This is a genomic window from Quadrisphaera sp. DVD1, assembly GCF_058932755.1.
The window spans coordinates 1-6,772 of record NZ_JBZYWI010000161.1 but is presented as its reverse complement, the minus strand read 5'-3'; the positions used below and the strand labels follow the sequence as shown (position 1 = coordinate 6,772).

Annotated in this window: 7 protein-coding genes, 1 tRNA gene and 1 pseudogene; 6 read left to right on the top strand and 3 right to left on the bottom strand. The window is 76.2% G+C overall.

Going from position 1 to position 6,772, the window contains the following annotated elements; all coding sequences use genetic code 11:
- The 3 genes and pseudogenes from AC5FZL_RS14515 to AC5FZL_RS14505 form a co-directional block, all read left to right on the top strand.
- A pseudogene (locus AC5FZL_RS14515) lies at nt 1-335 on the top strand (DNA polymerase III subunit gamma/tau); the annotation flags it as partial.
- A gap of 79 nt (nt 336-414) precedes the next feature.
- Entirely contained in the window at nt 415-1,014 is a 600-nt protein-coding gene (recR, locus tag AC5FZL_RS14510; protein ID WP_493619601.1) for a recombination mediator RecR, read from the top strand.
- A complete protein-coding gene (locus AC5FZL_RS14505; RefSeq protein ID WP_493619600.1) occupies nt 1,007-1,534 on the top strand; it encodes a DUF5063 domain-containing protein in 528 nt (175 codons plus the stop codon). The genes recR and AC5FZL_RS14505 overlap by 8 nt, the downstream gene beginning before the upstream one ends.
- 141 nt (nt 1,535-1,675) lie before the next feature.
- On the opposite strand, the gene AC5FZL_RS14500 is transcribed toward AC5FZL_RS14505, so the two are convergent.
- Complete coding sequence (locus AC5FZL_RS14500) at nt 1,676-2,635, bottom strand: hypothetical protein (protein ID WP_493619599.1); 960 nt, start codon at nt 2,633-2,635, stop codon at nt 1,676-1,678.
- Nucleotides 2,636-2,764: 129 nt separating this feature from the next.
- Here AC5FZL_RS14500 and AC5FZL_RS14495 point away from each other — a divergent pair, with 129 nt between their 5' ends.
- Together AC5FZL_RS14495 and AC5FZL_RS14490 are read left to right on the top strand one after the other, a co-directional pair.
- A complete protein-coding gene (locus AC5FZL_RS14495; RefSeq protein ID WP_493619598.1) occupies nt 2,765-4,048 on the top strand; it encodes an aspartate kinase in 1,284 nt (427 codons plus the stop codon).
- Nucleotides 4,045-5,130, top strand: a complete 1,086-nt coding sequence (locus AC5FZL_RS14490) for an aspartate-semialdehyde dehydrogenase (protein ID WP_493619597.1) — start codon at nt 4,045-4,047, stop codon at nt 5,128-5,130. Before AC5FZL_RS14495 ends, AC5FZL_RS14490 begins: the two co-directional genes overlap by 4 nt.
- Nucleotides 5,131-5,251: 121 nt before the next feature.
- On the opposite strand, the gene AC5FZL_RS14485 is transcribed toward AC5FZL_RS14490, so the two are convergent.
- Nucleotides 5,252-5,325: transfer RNA gene (locus AC5FZL_RS14485), tRNA-Pro, on the bottom strand.
- 30 nt (nt 5,326-5,355) lie between these two features.
- Complete coding sequence (locus AC5FZL_RS14480; protein ID WP_493619596.1) at nt 5,356-6,279, bottom strand: metallophosphoesterase; 924 nt, start codon at nt 6,277-6,279, stop codon at nt 5,356-5,358.
- 26 nt (nt 6,280-6,305) lie between these two features.
- Between AC5FZL_RS14480 and AC5FZL_RS14475 the strand changes: the two genes are divergently transcribed.
- Nucleotides 6,306-6,772 (top strand): GatB/YqeY domain-containing protein (locus AC5FZL_RS14475; protein ID WP_493619595.1); only part of this gene is annotated, 467 nt, incomplete at its 3' end.

Here is a 6,772-nt window from a genome sequence, read left to right as displayed (position 1 = left end):
CCGCGGCGCCGACGGGCGCACCGGGTCAGGCCCCGGCCTCCCGGCCGGCGCCCTCCGCACCCCCCGGCCCCGAGGCGGAGCTGCCGCCAGAGCCCCCGGACGACTTCGAGCCGCCGCCCGAGGAGGAGCCGTCCTTCCGCGGGGCCGACCTGGCCCGCTCGGCGGCCCGGGCGCCGGGTCGCCCGGCGGGTCCGGCGCCTGCCGCGGCACCGGTGGCGGCCGACGACGAGCCCAGCCGCGACGACCCCGACGCGGAGGACTCCGGTCTCGTGGGGGCGGCGGTGGTCCAGCAGCTGCTGGGCGGCCGCGTGATCTCCGTCGACGACCGGTCCTGATCCGCCGCGCCCCGCGCCGGCCGGCGGGGCGCCTCCGGCGGTGCACCGCGCCGTCGGTGGCGGGACGTAGGCTCGGGGGGTGTACGAGGGCGCGGTCCAAGACCTCATCGACGAGCTGGGACGGCTCCCCGGTGTGGGGCCCAAGAGCGCCCAGCGCCTGGCGTTCCACCTGCTGCAGACCGACGAGGACGACGTCCGCCGTCTGGTGTCGGCGCTGACCGAGGTGAAGCGGCGGGTGCGGTTCTGCACCGTGTGCGGCAACGTCGCGCAGGAGGAGCAGTGCCGGATCTGCCGCGACCCGCGCCGCGACCTCGCGGTCATCTGCGTGGTCGAGGAGCCCAAGGACGTCGTCGCGATCGAGCGCACCCGCGAGTTCCGCGGCCGCTACCACGTCCTGGGCGGCGCGATCAGCCCGATCGAGGGCGTCGGCCCCGACGACCTGCGCGTGCGCGAGCTGTTCGCGCGGCTGGCCTCGGGGGAGGTCACCGAGGTCATCCTCGCCACCGACCCCAACCTCGAGGGCGAGGCGACCGCGACCTACCTGGCGCGCATGCTCAAGCCGATGGGCCTGCGGGTGACCCGCCTGGCCTCGGGGCTGCCCGTCGGCGGCGACCTCGAGTACGCCGACGAGGTCACGCTCGGCCGGGCGTTCGAGGGGCGCCGGCTGCTCGATGTCTGAGGCGCCCCCCGGCGAGTCCCTGGACGAGCTGGGCGTGCTCGCCGAGGCCACGGCGCTGGCCGCCAGCGGCTACCTCGACGGCGTCGCCTCCGTCGCCCGCGGCGACGCGCCCGCGACGGCGCTGCCGGTGCTGCTGCTGGCCGTCTCCGAGGTGTCGGTCGCCGGAGCGCGGCTGGGCGCCCTGGCCGACGTCGAGCCCGGCCCGGCGGGTCCGCCGGCTGCTCCTGAGGACGTCCGCGCGCTGCGGGAGGCGCTGGCCGCGGTGCTGGCCGGGGTGGACGACTACACCGACCTCCTCGACCCGCTGACCTCGCGCGAGGTGGTGCCCGCGCGGCTGTCCGACGACCTGGCCGAGGTGGCCGGCGCGCTCGTTCCCGGGCTGCGCGCCCACGCGGACGGACGCGTCGACGAGGCGCTCGCCGCGTGGCAGTCCTCCTACCTGGCCGGCTGGGGCGCCCGGGCCGCCAGCGCCCTGCGGGTGCTGCAGTCGCTGCTCGCCCACGTGCGCCAGCAGGCCTGACCCGACCGCACTCCTCCGCAGGAGTGCTGCTCGGAAGCCATCAGGAACCGCGCTTCTCGGGGGAAGTGCGGTTCAGGCGCCCCTCGGAGCAGCACTCTCGCCGGAGAGTGCGGAAGCAGGTGCGTGGCCCGGGGGAGGCGGTCAGGCCAGCGGCACCGGAACGGCCGGCGGCGCGAAGACGGCGTCCGCGGGGCGGTCGGTGGTGGCGTCGACGAGGTTCATCCGCCCGCCCGCGAACCACGCGCGCCGCAGCAGGCCGGCGTTGGTGAGGCAGTACTGCCCGGCACCGGCGGGGGAGCCCGCGGCGTCGACCGACGCGCACTGCGCGGGGGCGAGCGCACGGGCCACGGGCAGCTCGCGGGTGATCGAGAGCCCCTCCTGCAGGCCGGCGAGCGAGGGCAGCGTCGTGGTGAGCAGCGCGGCCACCCCGGTGTCGAACGGCGCGGGCACCGCCGCGTCGCGCCCGGCGACGAGCAGGCACTCGGTCGTGCCGACGGTGGTGCAGGCCACCCAGCCGGCGTCCGCGCGCAGCAGGGAGGCGCTCGCTCCGTCGGCGGTGGTGACGTCCACGCGGCTGCGGTCGCCGCTGCGGGCCAGGACGACGGTGGCGCTGGCCCCGTCGTCGCTGAAGACCTTGTAGGTGGCCGTGCCGTTCCAGGTCGCGGCGGCGGCCATGCCGGCGCGCACGTCGGACGCCGGCATCACCGGTGCCGGTGCGGTGGTGGGCTCGGTCGGCGCGCTGGGAGCGGGCGGCGCCGGAGCGGGCTGGGGGTCGCCCGTGGTCAGCGCCAGACCGGCGACGACGACGAGGGCGAGGGCCACCGTCGCACGCACCGCGGCGCGCACCCGGGGCGAGGCGTCGCGCGCGGGAGCGGCCGGGGCGTCAGGAGCCGTCGGGGCCTCGGGGGCGCTCGGGGCGTCGGGGGCAGGGGGCGCCGGGGCGGGGGCGAGGGCGGCGAGCTCGTCGGCCCGGGTGGCGGTGGTGATCTCCGCCAGGGCGGACGCGAGCGGCGGCACCTGCGTGGTCGGCGCGCCCTCCGGGGTGACCTCGGTCGTCTCGTGCCGGGAAGTCCCCGTCGCGCCGTTCGCCGTGCTCGTCACGCGTGCGCCTCCGTCCTGGCCGGGGCACCTCCTCCGGCCCCGGTAGAGTCGGCACCGGCGCCGAGATCCTTGAACAGCGGTCCGCACCGGCGGCGCGGGAGCGGTCGCCCCGGTCCGGAGGTGGCCCAGGTGGGCCTGGTGGTGCAGAAGTACGGGGGCTCTTCCGTCGCGGACGCCGAGGGCGTCAAGCGGGTCGCCAAGCGCATCACCGAGACCCGGCGCGCCGGCCACGAGGTCTGCGTCGTCGTCTCGGCGATGGGCGACACCACCGACGACCTCCTCGACCTCGCGCAGCAGGTCAGCCCCCTGCCGCCCGCCCGCGAGCTCGACATGCTCCTCACCAGCGGCGAGCGGATCTCGATGGCGCTGCTGGCGATGGCCATCGCCAACCTGGGCCACGTCGCGCGCTCGTTCACCGGCAGCCAGGCCGGGGTGATCACCGACTCCGCCCACGGGAGGGCGCGGATCATCGACGTCACCCCCGGGCGGATCCGCGAGGCCCTCGACCAGGGGGCGATCGCGATCGTCGCCGGGTTCCAGGGCGTCAGCGTCGACACCAAGGACATCACCACCCTCGGCCGCGGCGGCTCGGACACCACGGCCGTGGCGCTGGCCGCCGCCCTGGGCGCCGACGTCTGCGAGATCTACACCGACGTGGACGGCGTCTACACGGCCGACCCCCGCATCGTCCCCACCGCGCGCAAGATCGACCGGATCAGCAGCGAGGAGATGCTCGAGATGGCCGCCAGCGGCGCCAAGGTGCTGCACCTGCGCTGCGTGGAGTACGCGCGCCGGTACGGCGTCCCGGTGCACGTGCGGTCGTCGTTCACCGCCCGCGAGGGCACCTGGGTGGCCGACGCGGCCATCCTCACCGACGGAACCCCGGGAGGGGCGATGGAGCAGCCGATCATCTCCGGCGTCGCGCACGACCGCAGCGAGGCGAAGATCACCGTGGTCGGGGTCCCCGACAAGCCGGGCACGGCCGCGGAGATCTTCGAGGCGGTCGCCGACGCCGGCGTCAACATCGACATGATCGTCCAGAACGTCTCGGCGGCGGCGACGGGCCTGACCGACGTCTCCTTCACCCTGCCCAAGACCGAGGGGCAGACCGCGCTGACGGCGCTGAGCCGCGTGCAGCCGGGCGTGGGCTTCGAGTCGCTGCAGTACGACGACCAGATCGGCAAGGTCTCGCTCATCGGCGCGGGCATGCGCAGCCACCCGGGCGTCTCGGCGCGCCTGTTCAAGGCGCTGGCCGACACGGGGGTCAACATCGAGATGATCTCCACCTCGGAGATCCGGATCTCGGTGGTCACCCGCGCCGACCACCTCGACGACGCCGTGCGCGCCATCCACACCGCCTTCGGCCTGGACTCCGACGAGCTGGCCGCCGTGCACGGGGGGACGGGACGATGAGCACGACGAACGGACGCCGGCCCGTGCTGGCCGTGGTCGGGGCGACCGGGGCCGTGGGCACCGTGATGCTGCAGATCCTCTCCACCCGCGAGGACGTGTGGGGCGAGATCCGCCTGGTCGCCTCCGCGCGCTCGGCCGGCAAGCGGCTGCGGGTGCGCGGCGAGGAGGTCGAGGTCCAGGCCCTGGCGCCGGAGGTCTTCGACGGCGTGGACGTGGCGATGTTCGACGTCCCCGACGAGGTCTCCGCGGAGTGGGGGCCCGTGGCGGCCGCTCGCGGCGCGGTCGTCGTCGACAACTCCGGTGCGTTCCGGATGGACCCCGACGTCCCGCTCGTCGTGCCCGAGGTCAACCCCGCCCAGGCGCGCAACCGCCCGCGCGGCATCATCGCCAACCCCAACTGCACGACGCTGACGATGATGGACGCGCTCGGCTGCCTGCACCGCGGCTGGGGCCTGACCGAGCTCGTCGTGGCCTCCTACCAGGCCGCCTCCGGGGCCGGCCAGCCCGGCGTCGACCGCCTCTACGACGAGCTCGAGGTCGTCGCCGCCGACCGCAGCCTCGGCCAGCGCCCGGGCGACGTCCGCCGCGCGATCGAGGACCAGCTCGGTGACGCCCCCTCGCCGTTCCCGGCGCCGCTGGCGCTCAACGTCGTGCCGTGGGCGGGCTCGCTGCGCGACGGCGGCTGGTCCAGCGAGGAGATGAAGGTCCGCCAGGAGTCGCGCAAGATCCTCGGCATCCCCGACCTGAAGGTCTCCGCGACCTGCGTGCGGGTCCCGGTGGTCACGACGCACTCCCTCGCCGTGCACGCCACCTTCCAGCGGCCGATCGACGTCGAGCGGGCCCGCCAGGCGCTCGTCGAGGCGCCCAGCGTCGTCGTCCTCGACGACCCGGACGAGGGCGACTTCCCCACCCCCGCCGACGTCGTGGGCTCCGACCCCACGTGGGTGGGCCGGATCCGGCAGGCCCTGGACTTCCCGAACACGCTCGACCTGTTCGTCTGCGGCGACAACCTGCGCAAGGGCGCGGCGCTGAACACCGCCCAGATCGCCGAGCTCGTGGCCGCGGAGCTCACCGGCGCCTGAGGCCACCGGAGAGCACCGCAGACGCCGAAGGGCCCGGATCCGTGAGGATCCGGGCCCTTCGGGCTGTGCCGGTCGGGATGACCAGCGCGGAAGCCGGCGGAGCCGACGACCACCACATCTGTCGGGGTGACAGGATTTGAACCTGCGGCCTCTTCGTCCCGAACGAAGCGCGCTACCAAGCTGCGCCACACCCCGGTGCAGCGCGGACCACTCTAGCCGAGAGCGTCAGGTGCCAGCGACGAGGGTGAGCAGGGTGGCCTCGGGCGGGCACGCGAAGCGCACGGGCGCGTACGGAGAGGTGCCCAGGCCGGCGCTGACGTGCAGCCACGACGCGTCCCGGCCGCGCTCCCAGCGGTGCAGCCCCTTGACGTAGCGCCGGGGCAGGTCGCAGTTGGTCACCAGCGCCCCGAAGCCCGGCACGCACAGCTGGCCGCCGTGGGTGTGGCCGGCCAGGAGCAGGTCCAGGCCGTCGGTGGTCATCGCGTCCAGCACCCGCCGGTAGGGGGCGTGGGCGACGCCGAGCCGCAGGTCGGCGCCGGGGTCGGCCGGCGCGCTGAGGTCGAGGTAGCGGTCGCGCCCGAGGTGCGGGTCGTCCACGCCGACGAGGTCGACCCGGCGCCCGGCGACCTCCAGGGTGGCGCGGGCGTTCGTCAGGTCGGCCCAGCCGGCGCCGACCAGGCCCGCCACGAGGTCGCCGGTCGGCAGCACCTCGGGCCGGTGGGACGCCCGCGACGGGCCGCGCAGGTACCCCGCCGGGTTCTTCGGCCGCGGGCCGAAGTAGTCGTTGGAGCCGAGGACGAAGGCGCCGGGGCGCTCCAGCAGCGGCTCGAGGGCGGAGAGCACGGAGGGCGCCGCGGCGGCCGACGCGAGGTTGTCGCCGGTGTCGACGACGAGGTCGGGCTCCAGGGCGGCCAGGGAGCGCACCCAGGCCTGCTTGCGGTGCTGCCCGGGGGTCACGTGGAGGTCGGACAGGTGCAGCACCCTCAGCGGCGCCTGCCCGGGCGCGAGCACCGGCACCTCGACCCGCCGGAGCCGGTAGGAGCGCACCTCGACCCCCGCGCCCCAGGCGAGGCACGCCGCTCCGGCGGCGGCGAGGGCGCCCGCGGCGGTCAGCAGGGAGGACGGCGGTCGGCGGCTCACGCCCGCCATCCTGGCGGGCCTGCGAGACTGGCCGCATGGCGGGCGACGACGGGCTCACGGACAGGCTGCAGGACAGGCTGCGCAGCGACCTCACGGCGGCGATGCGGGCGCGCGACGAGCTGACCACCGCGACGCTGCGGATGGCGCTGACGGCGGTCAAGGCCGCCGAGGTGGCCGGCTCCTCCGCTCGCGAGCTGAGCCGGGACGAGGTGGTCGCCGTGCTGCGCACCGAGACCAAGAAGCGCCGCGAGGCCGCCGAGGCCTTCGCCGCGGCCGGGCGGGCCGAGCAGGCCGAGCGCGAGCGGGCCGAGGAGGGCGTGCTCGAGGCCTACCTGCCGGCGCAGCTGGACGACGAGGCGCTCACCGCGCTGGTGGCCGAGGAGGTCGCCGCCGCGGCGACCGCCGGCAGGACCGGGATGGGCGCCATGGGGGCGGTCATGGGCGCGGTCAAGCCGCGCGTGGGCGCCACGGTGGACGGCGGCCGGCTGGCCGCCGAGGTGCG